The 19,106-nt window shown below is 60.4% G+C and carries 17 protein-coding genes, 1 tRNA gene and 3 pseudogenes; 7 read left to right on the forward strand and 14 right to left on the reverse strand.

Annotation, left to right across the window (positions count from 1 at the left end):
- Positions 1-107 precede the first annotated feature (107 nt).
- The 3 genes from ACSBOB_RS06350 to rplU form a co-directional block, all read right to left on the reverse strand.
- A complete protein-coding gene (locus tag ACSBOB_RS06350) occupies positions 108-695 on the reverse strand; it encodes a GNAT family N-acetyltransferase (RefSeq protein ID WP_442581609.1) in 588 nt (195 codons plus the stop codon).
- Positions 696-812: 117 nt separating this feature from the next.
- Positions 813-1,082: a 50S ribosomal protein L27 gene (gene rpmA / locus ACSBOB_RS06355; RefSeq protein ID WP_442581610.1), complete on the reverse strand. Its 270-nt coding sequence runs from the start codon at positions 1,080-1,082 to the stop codon at positions 813-815.
- A gap of 81 nt (positions 1,083-1,163) precedes the next feature.
- Positions 1,164-1,748, reverse strand: a complete 585-nt coding sequence (gene rplU / locus ACSBOB_RS06360) for a 50S ribosomal protein L21 (RefSeq protein ID WP_442581611.1) — start codon at positions 1,746-1,748, stop codon at positions 1,164-1,166.
- A gap of 277 nt (positions 1,749-2,025) precedes the next feature.
- Here rplU and ACSBOB_RS06365 point away from each other — a divergent pair.
- From ACSBOB_RS06365 to ACSBOB_RS06380, 4 genes are all read left to right on the forward strand, one after another.
- Positions 2,026-2,115: transfer RNA gene (locus ACSBOB_RS06365), tRNA-Ser, on the forward strand.
- Between the two features lie 270 nt (positions 2,116-2,385).
- A complete protein-coding gene (locus ACSBOB_RS06370; protein WP_442581612.1) occupies positions 2,386-2,790 on the forward strand; it encodes a helix-turn-helix transcriptional regulator in 405 nt (134 codons plus the stop codon).
- A complete protein-coding gene (locus tag ACSBOB_RS06375; protein WP_442581613.1) occupies positions 2,790-3,245 on the forward strand; it encodes a hypothetical protein in 456 nt (151 codons plus the stop codon). The genes ACSBOB_RS06370 and ACSBOB_RS06375 overlap by 1 nt, the downstream gene beginning before the upstream one ends.
- 56 nt (positions 3,246-3,301) lie before the next feature.
- A complete protein-coding gene (locus tag ACSBOB_RS06380) occupies positions 3,302-4,417 on the forward strand; it encodes a tyrosine-type recombinase/integrase (RefSeq protein ID WP_442581614.1) in 1,116 nt (371 codons plus the stop codon).
- Positions 4,418-4,556: 139 nt separating this feature from the next.
- Here the strand turns inward: ACSBOB_RS06380 and ACSBOB_RS06385 are convergent, their stop codons facing one another.
- The 4 genes and pseudogenes from ACSBOB_RS06385 to istA form a co-directional block, all read right to left on the reverse strand.
- A complete protein-coding gene (locus ACSBOB_RS06385) occupies positions 4,557-4,826 on the reverse strand; it encodes a hypothetical protein (protein ID WP_442581615.1) in 270 nt (89 codons plus the stop codon).
- Positions 4,827-4,862: 36 nt separating this feature from the next.
- Positions 4,863-4,919: pseudogene (locus ACSBOB_RS06390) on the reverse strand (hypothetical protein); the annotation flags it as partial.
- Positions 4,920-5,926: 1,007 nt separating this feature from the next.
- Positions 5,927-6,815 (reverse strand): annotated as a pseudogene (gene istB / locus ACSBOB_RS06395) (IS21-like element helper ATPase IstB).
- Positions 6,816-6,838: 23 nt separating this feature from the next.
- Positions 6,839-8,337 (reverse strand): annotated as a pseudogene (istA, locus tag ACSBOB_RS06400) (IS21 family transposase).
- A 78-nt stretch (positions 8,338-8,415) separates the two neighbouring features.
- Here istA and ACSBOB_RS06405 point away from each other — a divergent pair.
- A complete protein-coding gene (locus ACSBOB_RS06405; protein ID WP_442581616.1) occupies positions 8,416-8,667 on the forward strand; it encodes a formylglycine-generating enzyme family protein in 252 nt (83 codons plus the stop codon).
- 367 nt (positions 8,668-9,034) lie between these two features.
- Here the strand turns inward: ACSBOB_RS06405 and ACSBOB_RS06410 are convergent, their stop codons facing one another.
- The 7 genes from ACSBOB_RS06410 to ACSBOB_RS06440 form a co-directional block, all read right to left on the reverse strand.
- A complete protein-coding gene (locus tag ACSBOB_RS06410) occupies positions 9,035-10,531 on the reverse strand; it encodes an RNA-directed DNA polymerase (protein WP_442581617.1) in 1,497 nt (498 codons plus the stop codon).
- Entirely contained in the window at positions 10,528-11,394 is an 867-nt protein-coding gene (locus ACSBOB_RS06415) for a restriction endonuclease (RefSeq protein ID WP_442581618.1), read from the reverse strand. Before ACSBOB_RS06415 ends, ACSBOB_RS06410 begins: the two co-directional genes overlap by 4 nt.
- A gap of 367 nt (positions 11,395-11,761) precedes the next feature.
- The gene (locus tag ACSBOB_RS06420; protein WP_442581619.1) at positions 11,762-12,394 is read right to left on the reverse strand and encodes a tyrosine-type recombinase/integrase; all 633 of its coding nucleotides are present in this window, start codon (positions 12,392-12,394) and stop codon (positions 11,762-11,764) included.
- A gap of 164 nt (positions 12,395-12,558) precedes the next feature.
- Positions 12,559-13,497 (reverse strand): ABC transporter permease, encoded by a 939-nt coding sequence (locus ACSBOB_RS06425; RefSeq protein WP_442581620.1) that lies wholly within the window; start codon positions 13,495-13,497, stop codon positions 12,559-12,561.
- Complete coding sequence (locus ACSBOB_RS06430) at positions 13,494-14,435, reverse strand: ABC transporter permease (protein ID WP_442581621.1); 942 nt, start codon at positions 14,433-14,435, stop codon at positions 13,494-13,496. Before ACSBOB_RS06430 ends, ACSBOB_RS06425 begins: the two co-directional genes overlap by 4 nt.
- Before the next feature lie 5 nt (positions 14,436-14,440).
- Positions 14,441-15,907 (reverse strand): sugar ABC transporter ATP-binding protein, encoded by a 1,467-nt coding sequence (locus tag ACSBOB_RS06435; protein ID WP_442581622.1) that lies wholly within the window; start codon positions 15,905-15,907, stop codon positions 14,441-14,443.
- Positions 15,908-15,960: 53 nt separating this feature from the next.
- Positions 15,961-16,974 (reverse strand): ABC transporter substrate-binding protein, encoded by a 1,014-nt coding sequence (locus ACSBOB_RS06440; RefSeq protein ID WP_442581623.1) that lies wholly within the window; start codon positions 16,972-16,974, stop codon positions 15,961-15,963.
- A gap of 156 nt (positions 16,975-17,130) precedes the next feature.
- Here ACSBOB_RS06440 and ACSBOB_RS06445 point away from each other — a divergent pair, with 156 nt between their 5' ends.
- Positions 17,131-17,844, forward strand: a complete 714-nt coding sequence (locus ACSBOB_RS06445; protein WP_442581624.1) for a GntR family transcriptional regulator — start codon at positions 17,131-17,133, stop codon at positions 17,842-17,844.
- 441 nt (positions 17,845-18,285) lie between these two features.
- Positions 18,286-19,101, forward strand: a complete 816-nt coding sequence (locus ACSBOB_RS06450) for an inositol monophosphatase family protein (protein ID WP_442581625.1) — start codon at positions 18,286-18,288, stop codon at positions 19,099-19,101.
- Positions 19,102-19,106: the final 5 nt, after the last annotated feature.

Consider the following 19,106-nt stretch of genomic DNA (forward strand, 5'->3'; position numbering starts at 1 on the left):
TTCGGGATGGAGCGCTTCATCATCGACCCCACCCCGCGTCGAGAAACCTCGCATGCCGCTCGGTCCTCTCCGCGACCCTCCCCTCAAGGGGAAGGGGTAAGGTCGGCTCAACTCCGCGCCCAGCTTCTTAAACTCGCCCAGGTTCGCCGGTCGAGCCGGTAGCGCTCGATCGGCACCTGGCCGGCGACCTGCGAGTGCATCATGCCCTGGCCGGCATACTGGAAGCCGCATTTGTGGATGACGCGGCGCGACGCCGGGTTGATGACCCGGCAGGAGGCATGCAGGACGTTGATGTCGGTCGCTCCGAAGGCGAGATCGACAAGCGCATGGGCGGCCTCTGTGGCGAAACCCTGTCTCCAGAACGGCTCGCCCATCCAGTAGCCGAGCTCCAGCCCGCGGTCGGTGACGTTGATACCGGCGCAGCCGATGAAGCTGCCGGTGCCGGCCAGCGTCAATGCATAGACGGCGCCGGCGCGGCGGTTGGCCTCCATGGCGAGGAAGGCGCGGGCCTCGGCCTCGCCATAGGGATGCGGCATGCGCGCCAGCATCTCGGCGACATGCCGGTTGTCGGCAAGAGTGGCCAGCGCGGGAATGTCGCCGTCGCGCGGCTGGCGCAGCACGAGGCGCTCGGTGACCAGGACGGGGCGGTCTATCGCCAGACTTTCGTCTTCGCGGTCTTCCTTTTCGGCAACCATGTCAGTCCTCCAGGCAAAGAAAAAGGGAGATGGCGGCCCATCTCCCCTGATCCTTTTCCTGGCTTCGCCAGACACCGGTTCCCGAGATGGGGCGCCGGTGTTGTCGTGCGGATCCGGCTATTCCGCGGCTTCGGCGATCGGGTTGACCGATACGTAGGTTCGTCCATTGGATTTCTTGTTGAAAGCGACCACGCCGGGTTGCAGCGCAAACAGGGTATGATCGGTGCCCATGCCGACATTGACGCCGGGATGCCACTTGGTGCCGCGCTGACGCACGATGATGTTGCCGGCGATGACGGCTTCGCTGCCGAACTTCTTCACGCCGAGGCGCTTGGATTCCGAATCGCGACCGTTGCGCGTCGAACCGCCAGCCTTTTTGTGTGCCATTTCAAACTCCTTTGCGCCCGCTCGAAGCGCCTGATCCCTATAATACGGCGCTTCGCGCGCCGCCGAAAGCTGTCCTGGCGATTATTTCGCCAGTTCCTTGGCCTGCTCGCGCCAGTCCTTGATCTGGTCGGCGCTGAACGGCATCGCCGCGTCGATGCGGGCGATGTCCTCGTCGGTGAAGGCCGCGACCTGGGCAAAGGTGGTGATGCCCTGCTCCTTCAACTGGCCGGCGGCGACCGGGCCGATGCCCTTGATCACCACCAGATCGTCCGGCTCGCCGGCCGGGGCCGTGAACAGCGGAGCGGCGGTGGCCGCCTGCGGCGCTGCCTTGGCCTGCTTCGACGGTTTTGCCCCGCCGGTCAGGATCTCGGCGATGCGCACCGTCGTCTCGTGCTGGCGCTGGCCGCGCTTGCGGCGCGAATTCTGGCGGCGACGCTTCTTGAAGGCGATGACGGTGGCGGCGCGGCCCTGCTTGACCACTTCCGCGGTTACCATCGCGCCTTCCACGAAGGGGACGCCGAAGGTGGCGCTGTCACCTTCGCCGAAGGCCAGAACCTGACCGAATTCCACGATATCGCCGGCATTGCCGTCGAGCTTGTCGATCTTGATGACGTCATTGGCGGCAACGCGATACTGCTTGCCACCCGTCTTGATGACTGCGAACATGTTTAGCCTTTCGCTGTTCGGTCCGGCCTTTCGAACGCCGCGAGGCGGTCTGGCCGTCTTTTTATCAGTCTTGAGGGTTCAAACGAAAACCAGCGCGGGGAAGACCCCCACGCCGGAATGCGCCGTCCCTAACCGAAGCCTCGCGGGGAGTCAAGGCGCAGGCTCGCACCGCCGTCGGTCGTTCGCCGGCTCCGCGCGCGAAGCCGCAGATTGGGCCTTGTAACCTTCAAAGCCTGCCGTTATCTAGTGCCGCGCCGAAAGGCGGACCACGCCCCGCGGAGAGGTGGCAGAGTGGTTGAATGCACCGCACTCGAAATGCGGCATACTCGCAAGGGTATCGGGGGTTCGAATCCCCCCCTCTCCGCCAGAAGGCCCGGCAACATCCTGGAAACAGATAACATTTTCGCGAAATGCGATTCCAGCCCATCAGTCAGCCCATCATACTGGATTGTGATCAAGGCACAGGAGGCGCGCGCTGCTAAGTAGTGGCGCCCAATCGGGCCGGGGCTTGGAATGACATGTTGCGCCTTGTGGCCGAATCATGGCAAATCGTTGGTGCTGCGGCGGAATGAAAATGTCGCGTGCCAATCTAGGTTGAACCGCGAGCGTAGGACGCGCTGCCATCAAAGGCAGTCCTATGTCCAGCTCCGGAAAGACACCCAAATCAACACAGCAATCCCTGTTCGATGACGAGACGGGCCGAGGTGAGAAGCCGGAGTTCGCGTCTGAACACGAGGTCGCGATTTCCCGGACCAGGAAGTCAGCTAAGCCCAAACAAGCGGCGAAGCGACAGCGCCCCGGCGAAACGGACGTCAATGCGGCCAGTTCCGGCTCGCGACCGATATCACTGTCTGAGGCTCACGAGGTTTATCTGCCCGTCCGCGAGGTGGCTAAGCGCTTCGGTGTCAGCGTTCAAACCGTGTGGCGATGGAAGAAGGACTGGGCGGATTTCCCTAAGCCGATCGAAATCACGGCAGGTACAACACGTTGGCGCCTCAGTGATCTCGTCGAGTTCGAACGGAAGTTGGGGAGCAAGGCGTGATGGACGCGCCTGCTCCCAAGAAGCGCGGCAAAAATCTCAAAAACCCGCGCCAAGCCAAGGCCAACTGGCAATACACCGTTGCTGACGTCATTGATCTTTACGACCTCAAGGCCGATCGGCCCGTCAAGACGTGGGTCAAGAACGGGTTGCCGGTAGTCCGATCGCTGGATATGCGATTCTGGGGTAATGACCTCAACGCCTTTCACAAGGCGCGCCGAAAAGAGACAAAAAGCGCCTGCCCTTGGCATGCCGTCAATTGCCCAGTGTGTAAAAATAGGCACTCGTTGTACGAAGAGCCGTTTTGCATAGAGTGTCTCCCGAACGGGAGGCATAGCGCTGTGGTGAGATGTCCTGAGAGTCCTCGGGGCTTCGCTTGGAAGATCATCAAAGACGACGACCTTCCACTGGTCAAGGCGCTGCTGGCAAGCAAAGACCCCAGCGACAAGGAAGACTAATGTGCTTCTCATGTCGCTGGGAAATCGGCAATTTCCGATGATGTGAGTGGCCTTAAATGCAAACCACAAACGCCGACGCCATGTACGACCACCAAAACCGGTTGAAGCGGCGGCTCAGTAGAGATGACAAAACCATCGACGCCAAATTGCGTCATATCCGCCAGTTCGAGCGTGCGATCGGCGCGATCGATTTTCGAGCGATCACCGAAGAGAAAATCTTGAACTACCGATTGTCGCGTGAGAGCAGATTGGAGTCCGACGAGGAAAATTCCCTTTCGGCATCAACGATTGTTCACGCACTTGGGGACGTGACGGAGTTTTTGGAGGCGCTTGCCACGCAACCCGGATACTCCGCAATAACTCGCGATCTCATAGATTGCCTCAAGCCCGCGAAGCGCACTGTCCAGCTCGCCCACGGCCCTTCGGACACCTACTCACCGCCGCTGGAACATATACTCGCAGTCATTTACGCCCTGCCCGCAAAGACAATCTGGGAGCGGCGGGACCGCGCGGTCGTGGCTTTCGCAGTACTCTCTGGCGCAAGAGCGAGTGTCATTCGAACGTTACGCCTCAAACATATCGATATCGAAAACCGGACAGTGTTTCAGGACGCCAAGGTGGTCGATACAAAAAATAGCAAGACCATGCTGACATCATGGTTTCCCGTGGGGCTCGATATCGAGCGGCTTGTGATCGACTGGATTAAGGAGAGCAGGTCACTAGGCGCGGGTGATGAGGATCCGCTATTCCCCAAAGCACCAAACAAAATCCGCGCGCGTTCCGGAGAGAATACGTTTGAATTTTGGTCGACAATCGAACCCATCCGCGCCGTTTTCGTTTCCGGCGCGCAGCTCGCGCAGGTCCCGTACTTTAATCCCCATGCAGTGCGTCACACGCTCACAAAATTGATGTTCAAGTTTGCTACATCGGGGGAGGAAATGAAGGCATGGAGTCAAAGCCTCGGCCACGATGACTTGGGAACGACGTTCAAGCACTACGGAACGCTGGATTCTAAGCGCGTACACAGCCTCATTGGCGCGATCCGAGAGCGCCTGGAAGATCCAACGCGGCTCGACTTAGCCGAACAGATTAAAAATGCATCTCCAGAGCACCTTGAAATAATAAGAGGGATCCTGAGGCTCGGAAACTCTAATCTCTCATTAGGTATGTAGCTTATGCGCGTCAATATCGCGTAGTTTTTGCAGAACTCATGCTAAAGGCGTACATGTAACTGCGTTGCGATATAGATACGACTCGCCTGTATGACATAGAGATCCATGCCGTTTTATTCCACCAAAGTACTGTAATCACTTACAGAATGTGAATGTCGTTGCCGCCTTCACCCCTGATGATGTTGCTTCCATTGTTTCCGTTGATGCGCTGGGTGAAGTCGTTGCCGGTCAGATTGATCGCGGCCGTGCCTGTCGTCGCGGTCGTGCCAAATACCTCGAACTCCTGGCCGAACGCCAGCGTGTAGCTCACCGATGTCAGGACGGTGTCCTTGCCCTGTCCGGCATTTTCCAGCGCCAGGTCGCTAGCATTGTCTACGATGCAGGTATCGTCGCCGGTCGTTCCTTCCATCCGGTAGACACCGGTGCCGCCGTCGAGCCAATCATCCCCTTGTTGGCCGAAGAGGTAGTCGGCATCCGCCCCCCATAAAGCGTGTCGTTCCAGCCATAACCATCAAGGAAGTCGAAGCCCGCATCGCCGAAAATAATCGTGTCCATGTTTCCGGCGACGAGATGGTCATTGCCAGGTCCGCCGGAGATAAAGGGGGCGTCGACAGCGATGTAATCGTCTCCTTTGCCGCCATACGCCTCAAGGCACTCGCCGCGTATCTCGTCGTGGCCGTCGCTGCCGAGCACGCGCTGGCCGGCGGTTGCCGCGTAATAGTCCGAGGTCTCCAGCAACTGGTTGGTCGCCGACTGACGTGACACGGCCACGGAATATTCGCCGGGCAGGTCGTCGCCAAAATTGGCGGCAAATGCCGAAATATCCACATAATAGACGCCGGCAGTCGACGCGGTGAAGGTGATCAGCGGATTGGCGCCGACGCCGCTGTCATTGTCATAGGCGATCTGCGTGCCGGCGGAATTGCGGAGGCGCAGTTCCGGGCCGCCGGAGACCCACGATTCCGACTGATTAGCATTGGCGAGGAACGTGTAGGTCACGCCGGCCTGGAGATCGACCTTGATCCACTCATGGTCGCCGAAAGTCTCCCATTCCCCGGAAAACGACGACGCTGGGTTGATGGTCGTGGGGAGCACTGCGGTTGTTGCAACGTTGCCAGGGATGTCGGTCATAGCGGCCTCTTGATTTAGCGACCATTGGCGATTGGCTTAGTGGCCTTTTGGAACAGCAAGCAAATCTCGCTTCAACCTATCGTTACCACGACAAAAATATAGCCCAACCTCGTGGTGGTAGCCGGGCTGAAACCTGCGGTGTCATATTGGCAGCGCTAGCGTAGTGATCCGGTCAGTGATGCGGGGTTGATCGCAGCATACATAAGTGGAGCCGGCCGCGACTCTAACGGTGCGTCTTCGTTTGCGCCGTGTTGTGTCAAACGGCGGAGCAATTCCAGGCCAGCGTGGCGGAGTAAAAGCAGGCCATTGACCTGAGATGGGCGCGACACAGGAAAGGGCCCGATCGGGCCCTTTCCTGTGTCGCGCCTTGTATCGAGATCAGGCTTCGGAGACCTCGCCGGACCCGGGATCGACAGTCTCGCTGGTGGCCTGGTTTTGCTCCGCCCTTGTGGCGGCGTCGCGCCGCCGACCGGCGGATTGCTTGAGGCGTTCGTTCGGGGAAAGGTCCACTGGACCTTTCCTGATCCTCCTCACCTGTCGCCATTCATGGTCAGGATATGGACGTGGGGGGTCAGTCGGTCGAGCAGCGCGCCGGTGAGCCGCTCGGACCCCAGGACCGACGTCCAGTCCTCGAAGGGCAGGTTCGAAGTGACGATGGTGGAGCCGCGCTCGTAGCGTTGGGAGAACACCTCGAACAGGAGCTCCGCTCCCGTCGGCGATAGCGGCACGTAGCCGAGCTCGTCGACGACGAGCAGCTTCACCGCCTGCAGTTCGCGCTGCAGCTTTAGAAGCCGTTTCTCCTCGCGTGCGTCCATGAGTTGGTGCACCCGGGGGCCGCCGCAGTGGTGAAGGCGACGGGAAACCCCTTCTGGCAGGCGGCAAGTCCGAGGGCGAGCGCGACATGGGTCTTGCCGGTGCCGGAATTGCCGAGCGCGATGATGTTCTCGCGGCGCAGGATGAACTCGCAGCGCGCTAGTTCCAACACCAGCATCTTGTTGAGGACGGGAATGGCGGTGAAGTCGAATGTGTCCAGGCTCTTCACGGCCGGGAACCTGGCCTGCCTGATGCGCCGCTCGACCACACGCCGCTCCCGGTCGATCAGCTCCAGTTCGACCAGGCGCAGCAAGTAGCGGGGATGATCGACGCCATCGCGAGCACATTCGCGTGCGACCTTGTCGTATTCCCGCAGGACGGTCGGCAGCTTCAACTGCTTGAGGTGATGGCCAAGCAGCACCTGCGGCGTTCCGCTCGTCGTTCCCGCGGGCATCGCGTCGACTGTCCCGTTGACGCTCATGCTGCTCTCCCTGGAATGAGCACCGCGTAATCAGCCGCCGAGGTCGTCTTCACGCTGGTCTTCGGCAGATGGGGATAGGCGCTCAGATCGAGCCGCGCGGGACGGCGTTCGATGCGGGCCAGCGCGATCTGCTTGACCGCATCGAAGCCGGTCGCGCCGAGCCGGATCGCTTCGGTGACGGCGTAGGCCACGACCTCCTTCGGGAGCGCCTCCATTAGCCGCAGAACCTAGATGAACTCCCGCTTGCCGCGATTGCCCATGCGGGCCTCCATGAGATGACGCAGGTGCTGGAACGTCTCGGGAAGACCCCAATCCTTCAACGGCGCCGCCTGATCGAGCGCGTTCGGCATCGTCTCGATCAGCGCCAGATCGTGCAGCGGGTCGAAGACGAAGACGCCGGACCCATAGGAACGCTGATGTCGGGCGATCTCTTCGCCGCGGCACAGGATGACGACCTCGTCCACGAGCCCCTTCACCATCACCTCCTGGAAGCCATGGCTGGTCGGAACCGAGTAGTCGTTGCCGCGATAGCGCACCAGCGCTGTCGACGACACCCGGGCCGCCCGCTTCTCGCAGGGCTCCAGCGGCACGGTGGGCAACTCCCTGAACGCATTGAGATCGGCAGCAAGTCGCTCGCCGATAATCTCCACATGACGACCGGCTCGTTCTCCCTGCCGCGCCCGGCATCGCTCCGCCAGCATGGCGTTGAGATCGTCGAAGCTCGCCGCCGCCGGGATCGGCGTCATGAAGTTCGAGCGGGCATACTTCACCAGTTCCTCGACCTTGCCCTTGTCATTCCCCTTCCCGGGGCGGCCAAAGCGGTCCCGGAACAGATAGTGGCTCACCAACTCTGTGAATGCCCGTGTCCGCTCCCGCCTGCCGTCGCCGCAGATCTTCGTCACCGCGATCTTCAGATCGTTGTAGAGCACCGACAGCGGCACGCCGCCGAAGAAGGCGAAGGCCGACACATGCCCGTCCAGGAACGCTTCCGTCGTCTCGGCCCGATAGGCCTTCACGAAGCAGGCGTCCGACTGCGGCAGGTCCATGCAGAAGAAGTGGAGCTTGCAACGAACGCTGCCGATCACGCCGACAGCCTCGCCAAAATCCACATGCGCATGGCCTGGCGGGTGCGAAAGAGGCACGAATGTCTCGCGCCCGCGTGCACGGGCGATCCGGACATAATCCTTCACCGCCGTATAGCCGCCGGCGAACCCATGCTCATCGCCCAGCCGTTCAAAAATCCGCTTCGCCGTATGCCGCTGCTTCACCGGACCCACGCGATCCGTCTCCAGAATCGCGTCGATCACCGAAAGCAGCGCACCCAGCTTCGGCCTCGCGACAGGCTTCGTTCGCGTATAGCCCGGCGGCAAAGAGAACAGGCACATCTTCGAAACCGTCTCCCGGCTCAGCCCGAATATCCGCGCTGCCTCGCGACGGCTGTTCCCCCGACAAAAACGAAATGTCGGACGGCGGCATACACTTCCACGGCAAACATCCCGGCCGACCCCCAAAGGGACCAGCCTAGCCACTGGACGGCTTTACTCCGCCGCACCGCCAACATGACCGCGCTCCAATGGCCTACTTTATCACCGCCCTGCACATCTGGGAGTGGACCGCCGACCCCTTCCGCTACACCACGAGCAGCAGTGCTTCGTGCTGTGGTTCGCCGAATGGCAAGGCTCTGTCGCGCGTCATCAAAGGCGGATCATTCCTATGCGCTGAGAATGTCTGCCAGCGATACCGTTCGGCTGCGCGCCATCGCCAGGATGCGAGCACTTCCACCAGTCATATCGGCTTCCGGTGCGTTCTGCGGTCCAGCACCTAACCTCTCGGCTGCCTTGAGGTTGTTTGCGGACATTATGCGACGACAGCCAGATCGTCGCATTGGGGGCCGCTTCCGGACCGTCCGGTTTTGGAGAATCTTGGCTCTAAGTTGACATTCTCCAACCGACCCCGAGGCTGCCATACGAGAAGCCTTCACTGTCGCTCGAAACCTAACCATCGCTCGGTTCCCACGGACGGTAAGCCTGGGTCAGTAAACGGACTAGCTGCTTTGAGGCACTCAAGAGCTGTCGGATGCGGTCATTGCTCTTGCCGGATCGAGTTTTTGTGTGAGATCTCGTTGCGAGACGAGATATCCCAGACGAGGCTTGCTAGTCCGACGATGCGTATTCGTCCGCATTGACCCAAGGTCAATACGACCACGCATTCTTAATAAAGAGCTCTATCTCTTCAGGCTCGATTGTCTCCTTGGTATCCGCGGCGTCGGCAACAACGATCTTAGCAACGTCGAGCGCCTTCAGGACATCCTTCGATTGGATCCAATCGTTGTTCCATAACGGTTCTGGCTTGCCATTCACTATCTGGCAGATTGGCTCCTTGCTGACGAACTCCAATCCCACCGCCTTTGGCTTGGTCACCCGCTGCAGCCAAACTTCAAGGTAGCCATTATAGGGGAGCCGGGACATTTTCTTGTGGACATGGCCCCACAAGGCTTCCTTTTCAGCCTTTGGCGCGACGGAGATAAGGTGGCTTAAGATGCCAGCCACGGCCGGGAACGTTCCCGGCGACACCATTGCGATATCCGTGGCGATCGCAACCTGCACGCCGAGATCGTCTGGCGTCATCTTCTGCTTGGCGATTTTGGCGTGCATTTCCCCAACTAAGCGCTTCAACGCGCCACTGTTGGGGAAACGACGACCGAAGGCATGCAAGCGCAGCAATTGCTTCTGTATGGTCTTCGCGTTCGCATCGCCGAGATCCTGAAGGTCGATTCCGGCAAGTTTATCTGGTTTAATCGATCCTTCGACCACATTGGTGGTCGACACGGTCTTCGATACGCCCAGCTTCATGCCAACGGTTCGCAAAGTGTCGCTAACGACTTTAAGGATTTTCTCCGCATGCTCGTCGCTATTGGTGAAAATGCGATAGTCGTCGCGGTAGCGCAGGATCCGGAAGTCGGAAGGGGCACCCAGCTCTTCAGTTATGAGGTGGTCGACATACCCAAGGACGATTTCAGCGATGAAATCCATAACGATTGACCCCTGGGGAATGCCGTTGGTCTGGCCGTAGCGACTTGCCTGGATATGGCCGTCGATCTGGTTGCCCAAGAGCTTCTTGTCGGTCTTCCCTTTCTTTGCCGCCTCGAGGCCATGCAGCGCCCAAGCGATGCTGTGCGTATAAAGCGAGCCGTAGCAGTCCGTTACATCGGTATGTAGGATATGCGTAAACTCGAGCGAATGGAGCAATGAACTCTGTTCGACCTGCTGCCACCAGCTCTGGATCTGCGCAGCCTGGTCGGACTGATCGTCGACCGACATCACCAGTGAGCTGCAGCAATCGACTGCTCCGCCTTCGAAACTGGCCAATTGCGCGAGGATCTGCTTCCAATTGCTTTCGTCGCATATCAAGTTGACCAGCGACACGTAGATGACCGGGTGAATCAACTCCAATGGGCGCCAGGCAAACCGTCCATCCTTGTTGGAAAGAAAGCGGTAATTCACGTCCGAAGAATGGTCGGGATTCGAGCTTTTGATACCCCAGAAAAGACCATCTTTGAGTGCGTCGGCGACGTCCTTGATGATCGGGCCGAAGTTCAAGTAGTCGGGAAAGTCCCCATTGAAATAGCTTGGGTCCTTCAGAAAATGCGCCTTGGCCTCGGCTGCGGTCAGCTCAGTCAGCTTCTTCATAGATCGCTCACCCGCACAAATGGTAGGCCCGTCTCGGCGGCCTTCCGGGCCTTGTCCCGAAGCAGTTTGTCGAGCGAGATGCCGCGCGACAGGGCGTCATGCATGTCTAAACCGTCCATGCAGATGATCCGCTTAGCACGGCCAAAGGCGGCCAAACCATCCGCCGAGAAGCCCGCGTAGCTGACAAAGAGACCCCGTGACCAATCGGATTTCTCCCTGATTTTTCCCTGAAAAACATGCAGATCGGCCGCATCCGATGGCGCATTCTGCCATTTCGCTTCTAAGAGATAGGTATGGCCGTCTAGTTGGAAGCTTCCGTCGATCTGCTCGCCCCGGTTCCGAAACGCTTTGTGGGCTTCCATGCGGTAGGCGTCGAACAGGTCGCGTAGGAATTCCTCGAACGCGTAGCCGCGCGGATGGGGCGCGAGCGAACCAAGATCAAGCAATCGCTTAGTGAAGCCGGTGACTTTGGCAGGATCCAGCACGATGGAAGACGCCGGCGGCGCTGCGGCCGCGGGTTTGTCCCATTGGCCACCAATGCTTGAGACTAGGGCCTCCATGCGGTTATCGATATTGGCTAGTGTTTCCTGTTCGCCGTCCCGTTCCATAAGTGCTTGACGGTACTCCCACAGAGCCTTGATGGCCTTAACGACGGCCGGCAGGCCTTCATTCTGGACGAAATATCGGAAGCGTTTGGCTTTTGAGCCGCCTTCGACCGAGTAACGGGGATGGTCAATGTCAATGCCGACTTCTTCGCGGAAGAAGTTTCCGAAAGTCTTATCCGAAAAATTCAGGACGTACCCGCCACCCATGCGGAAAACGTCGTCAAGAAGCAGCATCTGCATGGTTTTGAGATTCGGCATGCCAAATCATAACGCTGTTGGTCTGACCGGAAAACACGTTCGACTACAATGTATCGTGGGTATCCAGCATCGCGCAAACCGGGATGCGGTTAGTCGCCTGCATCCGCTATCATGCGCCTCCCGCCTGCTTACCAAATGTGGGAGCGTAGCATGAGCAACGACGGGTTTTAAGAAACGTCCGTCGAGCTTTAAACGACAGAATTGGCGGACCGTTGCTAACGGAGTCGAGCGGCTATCTAAACGGCCGCTTTCCCAGCTCCGCTGACAACAGCGGCCGGGCGGGAATCCACCCCACGATGGTCGGAGCGACCCGGCATTCCGTGCACCAGGAGCGGGCATCCACGCTGCATCGGATGGCCGCTCAACGTCAGATTTCGGTTCGCTCAGCCAGGAGCAGCGCGTCCTCCACGTCGACGCCAAGGTAGCGCACCGTGTTCTCGATCTTCGAGTGACCAAGCAGGATCTGGATGGCGCGGATGTTTCCCGTCGCCCTGTAGATCATCGATGCCTTCGTGCGTCGGAGCGAGTGGGTGCCGTACTCCTCTGCACGCAGACCGATCGCAGTCACCCATTCGTCGACCAAGCGAGCGTACTGCCTTGTGCTCATGTGGTGTGAGTGATCGACTCGGCTCGGAAACGCATAGTCCTCGACCGAGCCTCCACGTCGTTCGAGCCAAGTAAAAAGGCTGGCTCTCACATCGCTCGTGATCTCGAACTGGACGGGGCGACCGGTCTTTTGCTGAACGACGATTGCACGAGTTCTTATCTCCGGTCCCGCAACCACATCGCGAATCCTGATCTTGACCAGATCGCAGCCGCGGAGCTTACTGTCGATCGCCAAGTCGAACAGCGCTCGGTCCCGGATGCGTCGCTCCCGATCAAGGAAGAAGCGAATTGCCAAGATTTGCTTTTGGGTGAACGGACGTTTGGTGCCGACCTTCTTGGCGGCATTCCATGCTGCGCGCACGCGACTAGCATCATCGAATTGAGAATGGCCCATGTGAGTTCTCCTCGGCCTTGATTGGCCGAGAGAGAAACGTCGGGAGACACTACCGCTGAGGGGCAGGGAGCAGACTGGCAGTTTCGCAGCGCGAATCCACAAAAGCGGACATCTAGTTGGAAGTCATCTGCGCCGTTACCCTGACTTTGGAGGCATCCGAGGCATCAGCTCGTCGATTTGCGACCGCTGGCGAGAACAATTACCGCGATGATGATGACGCCCGTCAGGACCAGGCGGATTCCGGCGCCGAAACCATATGTGTTGAGCATCGTCACCAGCAGGAACAGCAGCATCGCCGCGCCCCACAGCCCAGGCAGATTGGCGAAGCCGCCGGCAACCGAGGTTCCGCCGATCACCACGACCGCAATCGATGCCAGCAGATACTCCGATCCCATGTTAAGCGCCGCGCCGCCTGAGAAACCGGAAACGAGGTAGCCCGTTAGGCCGGCAAACACGCCGCACATGACATAGGTTAGGAAACGGACGCGGTCGACCGGAAGTCCGGCTAGCCGCGCGGCACGCGGGTTCTGCCCGATGGCGGTAACGGTGCGGCCGAACACGGTGCGGTGCAGTACGACGCTCATCAGCACTGTCAGCACCACGCCGGCGACAGCAAGCACCGGTACGCCCCAGAAGATCCATGTCGTGAATTCGGCCAGTATTGCCGGCGGCTTGATGCGGATGCCGCGACTGTAGGAGATCGCCGCCGACAGCATGACGAAGCTCGATGACAGCGTGGCTATGATCGGCGGGATGCGCAGCAACCGGATCAGCGCGTAGTTGAAGATGCCGACGCCCGCTCCGCAGCCGAGCGCTATCAGCAAGCCGGGCACGATCATCGGATCGGCTCCATCCATGATTTTCATCGACACCGCGCCGGCCAGCGTCATCGTTGCCGGTATCGAAAGGTCTACGTTTCCAGGTCCCAGCGTGATGACATACATCTGCCCGATCGCCACCAGGACGGAGAAGGTGGCGAATGACAGCGCAGCCGTCAGCACCTCGCCGGCGCCCTGGCCATGCGTAAAGGCGATGGTCGCCAGCCAGATTGCGATCGCCCCGGCATAGGCGCCGATCCACGGCTTCGACAGCAGCTTGCTCATGCGGCGCGCTCCGCCCGGTTGATCAGCACACGCAGCGCGAGCACGATGATCAGGATGACGCCCTGTGCGCCGATCTGCCAGTCCGGGTCGAGCCGCAGGAACGACAGGAACGAACTCGCCAGCGTCAGCGTCATTGCGCCCAGCACGGCGCCCACGGGTGAAATCCGGCCGCCGGTGAACTCGCCGCCGCCAAGGATCACCCCGGCGATGGACAAAAGCGTGTAGCGCAGAGCAATGTTTGCGTCGCCAGACGTCGTGAGCCCCACCAGGGCGAGCCCGGAAAAGACGCCGAACAGGCCGGCGAGCGCAAACATCGTCATCTTGGTTTTCAGCAGCGACCAGCCGGATCGTTCGACCGATCGTGGATTGCCGCCGGCGCCGCGCAGCACCGCGCCATAAGCTGAGCGCATCAGGCCGAGATGCACGATCACCGCGAGCGCCAGCAATGCGTATATTGTGAAAGGCACGATCGGTGTGTTCCAACTCATCAGCGCTCGCAACCATTCCGGCGCCTTGCCGCCCGGCGTCGGCAAAACAAGGATGGCGAGACCGAGCCATACGAACGACATGCCAAGCGTGACAACGATCGAAGGCAGGTTGCGCAAATGGATCAGCGCGCCAACCAGCGCGTAGAGCACGATGCCTGCCGCCAATGCAGCTATGCCGAGCAGCGGCACATCGTTGAGCCAGGTGGCGCCGACACAGGCGACGAAGCCGATATAGGCGCCGAGCGAGAGGTCGAGATCGTTGACCGTGATGACGAACATCTGCGCGATCGTCGCCAGCGCGATGGGCAGGGCGAGGTTCAGAAGGAGATTCAGGCCGACATAGCTCAAGGCGCGAGGCTGCAGCCAGAAAACCGCGATCAGCAGCGCCGCGAACGACAATGTCGGCAGCAGGATGCGGGCATACCGGGCAAGCATGACGGAAGCATTCATCCGGTTTACGCCGCCGTTTGGAAGGAAGAGTGGAGCACGCGCTCCTCGGTGATCTGATCGCCGACAAGCTCGGCGGAGATGGCGCCATTGCGGAATACATAGACGCGATCGCAATGCTGCAACTCATCCATCTCCGTCGTGTACCAGAGGAAGGTCCTGCCCTGGGCGGCTTCATCCCGGATGATCGCGTAAACTTCTTGCTTTGTCCCGACATCCACCCCGCGCATCGGGTCGTCCATCAGTATGATGTCGGCATCCGAGCCGAGCGCGCGAGCAAACAGCACCTTCTGCTGGTTACCGCCAGACAGCGACAGGATCGGGTTGTTGATGTCCGGCGTCCGGATACCGATGCGGGACTTCCAGGTTTCGGCCATCGCGACCTCAGCCTTCGGGTCGATCAGTAGTCCGCGCACCATGTTCTTGAGCGAAGCGATGGTGGCGTTGTCGCCGATCGACCAAAGCGGAAAGACCCCGTCTGATTGGCGGTCGCCCGCGACCATCGCTGTCTGGCCCCTGACCTCGATTTGCCGCACGGCGCCGCGCGAGCCGTTGAAAATGCGTACCAGCATCTCCGTCTGGCCATGGCCACCCAGACCGGCAAGTCCAACGATCTCGCCGCGGCGGGCGACAAGGCTGGTGCCGTACGTCTGGCGTTGCGGCACCGCGCTCACATTGATCTCTGCCGTCGACACGGCGCGGCGCTCACTGCGCGCTTCATGCTTTTCGGCAACGCTGCCCATGCATTCCACCAGTGTATCGCGGCTGAACGCCAAGGCGGGCCGGTTCGCTACAATCCTGCCGTCGCGCATGACCGCAATATTGTCGGCGGTGGTCAGGACCTCATGCAACAGATGCGAGATGAGAACCACCGAGCCGCCGCCGGCGACATAGGCGCGGACGAAGACGAGAAGCTGGTTTGCAAGGAAGCCGTCGAGCGAGGAGGTCGGTTCGTCGAGGATAACCAACCGGACCGGCAGTTCGGTCGCGGTGAAGGCTCGGGCGATTTCGACCAGCTGGCGACGTGCGATCGACAGGTCGCCAACGATATGGTCGGGTTGGATATCATGGCCGGGAAAGATCTTGTCGAGCGACTGCGTGATCAGGTTGGCGGCCCGGCGACGCCAGCCGAACCCACGCAGGGACGGATGCATGATACGGGCATTCTCGGCGACCGACAGGTTCGGGCAGAGCGACAACTCCTGGAACACGCAGCGTATTCCCAGCCGGTTCGCTGACGCGACGCCGGAACTTGCGGTGACGTCTGTCCCCGCGATCTCGACGCGACCGGCCGACGCACGCAGCGTGCCTGCCAGAATGTTCATCAGTGTCGACTTGCCGGCGCCGTTGTGCCCCACCAGTCCGAGGCAGGTGCCTGGTTTGATTTCGATGCTGACGCCTGCAAGAGCGCGGACGGCGCCGAAACTCTTTTCGACGCCGTCGAGCCGCACAAAACTTTCAGTTGATTGGTTCATGCGCGAAGCGGTCCGGGGCTGCCGCCGTCATGCGACTGCCCCGGTTTCCATCCCTACTTTCCGTCGATCACTTTCTGGGCGTCTTCGAGCGAGTATTCGGTATTGGCGACGCCGCCCTTTTCAGTCGTCTCGAGGCTCGTCTCCAGCGTGTCCTGATCAATGCGCAAGAACGGAACCACCAGATCCTTCTTCACCTCCTTGCCATCCAGGATCTGCTGGGCAACCCAAAAGGCAAGCGTGGAGACGCCGGGAGCGATGGATACGGACATGGTCTCGTACTTCGATGCGTCCTTCTGCTCTTTCCACCAGGCGAGCTCATCCTGGCGGTTGCCCATGATGATCACGGGCGTCGGGCGGTTGGCCGCTTTGAAGGCTTGCGCGGCGCCGTAGCCGTCGCCGCCCTGCGTGACGACGCCGACGATGTCGGCGGGCAGCGAAGGCAGGATGCCGGCGACGGCCTTCTGCGCGACGTCCTGGGCCCAATCGCCATGCACCGAGCCGACGATCTTGAACTGCGGGTTCTCGGCGACGCCTTCATGGATGCCCTTGGAGATCTCGTCGTCGACGAACACGCCGGCAAGCCCGCGGATTTCCAGCAGGTTGCCGCCATTTGGCAACTTGTCCTTGAGGTACAGAACCTCGTCCTTGCCCATCTGCTTGAAGTCGACCGCGATGCGCCATGCGCAGGGCTCGGTGACAATGCCGTCGAACGAAACGACCGTGATGCCGGCGTCGCAGGCCTGCTTGACGGCGCCGTTCAGCGCGTCGGGCGAGGCCGCGTTGATGACGATCGCGTCGTATCCTTCCAGGATCATGTTCTGGATCTGCGCGGCTTGTTCGGTGACCTGGTTTTCAGCGGTGGTGAAGGGGTCGGCCGCGGCCACCACCTTATCGGCAACGGCCTGCTTGGTCACTTTGTCCCAGCTCTTTAGCATGGCCTGCCGCCAAGAATTGCCGGCATAGTTGTTGGATAGCGCAATACGCTTGTCGGCGGTGTCGGCCTGTGCGGCCGTGGCGGCTAGGACAAGTCCCGTAGCCAGAATTGCCCGGTGCAAAGCTTTATTCATTACTTCCTCCCTTTGGCGTCGTCATCGCCGGCGGCGTGATCGACTGCCGGTTTGCAGTTCACTGCGGATTTATGCGAGCTGCCGGCCCCTTCCTCGTCGGTCCATCGGCGCGAGGCCGCCATTGGCACACGACGATCAACCTACTAACATGTCAGTATGGGTGCAACCGAAGAAAATGACGTGCCGGCCAGCTCGCCTTTGGCGCGCCGGCAGCCCATCGGGGCCACAGCCCGGGTCGTAGACGGACTGCGCCGCGCGATCGTGGACCTGGAATTCAAGCCTGGTACCAAGTTGGACAAGGCGGAACTTACACAGCGGTTTGGCGTGTCGCGCTTCCCCATCGCCGAGGCGTTGAACCGCCTCAAAGCTGAGGGCCTGGTCGACATCCGCCCGCAAAGCGGATCGATCGTTTCACGCATCCGACTAACAGATGCGCGCGAAAACATGTTCCTGCGCCGCGCCCTCGAAGGGGAGGCGGTCGTGCATCACGCGAAGCACCGCTCTGAACAATTGCTATCGGCGTTGCAGAGCAACATGGGCCAGCAGAAAGCAGCCATCGCCGAGGACGATCACCCGCGCTTCCACCGGCTCGACCTTGAATTGCACGACATGTTCGTCTCGGTGGTCGGCTATCCTCGCGTACGGGCCATGGTGGAAGGCGCCCGGCTGTCGCTCGATCGCGCCCGCCGGCTGCTGATCACGCCGAGGCGGATCGCTCTGACTTGCAACGAGCATGCCGCAATTGTCGCGGCAATTGCCGCCGGCGACCCCCTTGCTGCTCGAAACGAGATGTCCGCCCATCTCGATTCGGTGATTGGAGAATTGGAAGACTTCGCCAAACAAAATCCGGCGCTATTTGACGGCAGCTAAGAGGCCTACGTCTGTTCCCAAATGCGTCCTTGGGGACACTCACGAGCACATAGCGATCGCCTTTGAGCTACATGGTGAATTTCTCGCTCCATAGCGCGCTAGTTTTCGGTGGTGGCGAATACCATTCGAAGCCTTATCGAACGTCGTGTTCGGGGCCGAGACCGGACTGTCAGCTATTGGCCACCCAAAGGTCGAAGCGGACATTGGTCGAGCAAGATACTGACTGACAAAGCGCCAGCCCTCGGCCGCTCGCCATTGGCATTGAATGCAATCTGGAGATTACGCCGTGGGACTGGTTGCTTCACAGCGGTCCGTTTCGCCGCGCGCCATTTATCAGCGAAGCCCTCAAATAGCGAGCGAACACTTGCCTGAATTCAAGCATGGTTGACGCATATGCACAGCTGTGCAAAGTGGGCGTGAGCCACCAAGGGCCCGCATTTTATGCTTTCCAACGATTTCAACGGCCCACAGACTGAACTCAAAGCGCGGGCCGGCTTTCTGCGCGACGTAGCGTTGTCCGCCGGCCGCATTGCGGTCGCTGGCTTTGCGAAGCAGAGCGCTGGCGGTTCCTTCAAGATGAAGGGGCCGCAGGACTTTTTGACGGAGACCGACGCAGCGGTCGAGCAACACATCAAGGCGGCGATCGCAAAGGCGTTCCCGGCAGACGGCTTCATGGGCGAGGAGACCGGTGGTGTCGCAGCGCCGGACGTATGGGTAGTCGATCCAATCGACGGCACCGCGAATTTCGCGCGCGGCATTCCGCACTATTGCATATCGATTGCGTTTGTCAGCAACGGCGAAATCGAACTTGGCGCCATCTACAACCCGTCTCTTGATGAGTTGCACCTTGCGCGCCGCGGGCAAGGTGCTTCCCGCAACGGGAAGGCGATTCGCGCATCCTCGACCTCGGATTTCGATATGGCCTGCGTGGAGTTCGGCTGGTCTAACCGCGAGCCGAACGAGCGCTATCTCGGCGTCTTGCAGGCATTGCTGGAACGGGGCGCCAACGTGCGCCGCGCGGCCTCGGGTGCGCTTGGGCTCGCCTATGTCGCCGACGGCCGATCCGACGCCTACGCCGAACTCCACATGAACGCCTGGGATTGCCTCGCCGGGCTGCTGCTGGTCGAAGAGGCTGGCGGCGTAGTCGGGCGCTTCCTGCGGGAAGGGAGCCTCGCCGATGGAGGCCCCGTCATCGCCAGTTGCCGCGGCATCGCGGCACGGCTGCAGGACGCGACCGGCCTTCACATCGATATCTAACGACG

It is taken from the genome of Mesorhizobium sp. KACC 23794 (genome assembly GCF_052180275.1).
GTDB lineage: Bacteria > Pseudomonadota > Alphaproteobacteria > Rhizobiales > Rhizobiaceae > Kumtagia.

Coding starts and splice junctions, on each gene's coding strand:
- ACSBOB_RS06350 (WP_442581609.1), bottom strand. CDS start 695: ATGGTTGCCGAAAAGGAAGACCGCGAAGACGAAAGTCTGGCGATAGAC.
- rpmA (WP_442581610.1), bottom strand. CDS start 1,082: ATGGCACACAAAAAGGCTGGCGGTTCGACGCGCAACGGTCGCGATTCG.
- rplU (WP_442581611.1), bottom strand. CDS start 1,748: ATGTTCGCAGTCATCAAGACGGGTGGCAAGCAGTATCGCGTTGCCGCC.
- ACSBOB_RS06370 (WP_442581612.1), top strand. CDS start 2,386: ATGTCCAGCTCCGGAAAGACACCCAAATCAACACAGCAATCCCTGTTC.
- ACSBOB_RS06375 (WP_442581613.1), top strand. CDS start 2,790: ATGGACGCGCCTGCTCCCAAGAAGCGCGGCAAAAATCTCAAAAACCCG.
- ACSBOB_RS06380 (WP_442581614.1), top strand. CDS start 3,302: ATGCAAACCACAAACGCCGACGCCATGTACGACCACCAAAACCGGTTG.
- ACSBOB_RS06385 (WP_442581615.1), bottom strand. CDS start 4,826: ATGGAAGGAACGACCGGCGACGATACCTGCATCGTAGACAATGCTAGC.
- ACSBOB_RS06405 (WP_442581616.1), top strand. CDS start 8,416: ATGGCCTACTTTATCACCGCCCTGCACATCTGGGAGTGGACCGCCGAC.
- ACSBOB_RS06410 (WP_442581617.1), bottom strand. CDS start 10,531: ATGAAGAAGCTGACTGAGCTGACCGCAGCCGAGGCCAAGGCGCATTTT.
- ACSBOB_RS06415 (WP_442581618.1), bottom strand. CDS start 11,394: ATGCCGAATCTCAAAACCATGCAGATGCTGCTTCTTGACGACGTTTTC.
- ACSBOB_RS06420 (WP_442581619.1), bottom strand. CDS start 12,394: ATGGGCCATTCTCAATTCGATGATGCTAGTCGCGTGCGCGCAGCATGG.
- ACSBOB_RS06425 (WP_442581620.1), bottom strand. CDS start 13,497: ATGAGCAAGCTGCTGTCGAAGCCGTGGATCGGCGCCTATGCCGGGGCG.
- ACSBOB_RS06430 (WP_442581621.1), bottom strand. CDS start 14,435: ATGAATGCTTCCGTCATGCTTGCCCGGTATGCCCGCATCCTGCTGCCG.
- ACSBOB_RS06435 (WP_442581622.1), bottom strand. CDS start 15,907: ATGAACCAATCAACTGAAAGTTTTGTGCGGCTCGACGGCGTCGAAAAG.
- ACSBOB_RS06440 (WP_442581623.1), bottom strand. CDS start 16,974: ATGAATAAAGCTTTGCACCGGGCAATTCTGGCTACGGGACTTGTCCTA.
- ACSBOB_RS06445 (WP_442581624.1), top strand. CDS start 17,131: ATGGGTGCAACCGAAGAAAATGACGTGCCGGCCAGCTCGCCTTTGGCG.
- ACSBOB_RS06450 (WP_442581625.1), top strand. CDS start 18,286: ATGCTTTCCAACGATTTCAACGGCCCACAGACTGAACTCAAAGCGCGG.